Genomic DNA, 936 nt, shown 5'->3' with positions numbered 1-936 from the left:
TGGAGTTGCCCCCATCAAACCGGACACGGGGCTGGTTGAGACTGGGCGCGGATGAACTCACGGGGTGAACACATCCGCAAGCCCTTGTGGGGGTGGACTTCGTTGTAGTCCTCGATCCGGACAGGGAGCTGCTGGAGGACGGTGGCAGCATCGGGCCTGGGGTGGATGCGGGCGTAGTCGCGCTTGAGCGTCTTCACGAACGCCTCGCTGACACCATTGCTCTCGGGGCTACGGACCGGCGTGAAACAGGCCACAAGGTTCAGCGCGACGGCGAAGTCGCGCGTGTCGTGGGCGGCATAGGCCGATCCATTATCGGCCAGCCACTGCACGGGATGGGGCGCCCGGAGAGCCGCGAACCGCTGCTCGACGCAGGCCAGCATGAGATCGCGGATCATCTCGCCGCTAATGCCGCCGGTGGTGGCGACCCAGGCCATGACCTCGCGGTCGTGGGTGTCGATGGCGAACGCCAGGCGGACGACTTCGCCGTTCCAGCAGGGGATCTCCAGCCCGTCCGAGGACCAGCGCAGGTTCGATGCCGGGGCGATCACCGTGCCCTCGTGCGCCCGGATCGGCCGCCGGGTGCCGTGGCGCTGCAGGAGCAGCCCGCCCTGCGGCATCAGACGGTAGATCCTTTTATGGTTCAGGGGCTCGGCTCCCGAGGCACGGCGGGCGCGGTTCAGCAGGGCTGTGATCCGGCGGTAGCCGTAGGTAGGCCGGGCATCGGTGAGCTGCCGGATGGCTGTCAGCAACTCATCGTCCCCCTGGCGCTGGTAGCGGCCCCGGGGCTTTGGAGTGCCGCGGACCTGCTCGACCAGGTTGGAGCGGGCCACGCCCAGGGTGTCGGCCACAACCTTCATCGGGAACCGCCCGGTGGTGGCGACGGCAACTGCCAGGCGGGCTTTTTCCCCCGGGCGGCGCTGAGGGCCTCCCGCAGGA

1 pseudogene is annotated in these 936 nt (G+C 68.7%); it reads right to left on the bottom strand.

The features are described from left to right. Window positions 1-14: 14 nt before the first annotated feature. Window positions 15-936, bottom strand: a pseudogene (locus QMO56_RS26820) (IS3 family transposase); the annotation flags it as partial.

Source organism: Roseomonas sp. E05, assembly GCF_030063475.1.
Classification (GTDB): domain Bacteria; phylum Pseudomonadota; class Alphaproteobacteria; order Acetobacterales; family Acetobacteraceae; genus Pseudoroseomonas.
The sequence above is the reverse complement of the archived record's forward strand: the minus strand, read 5'-3'. Positions and strand labels throughout refer to the sequence as shown.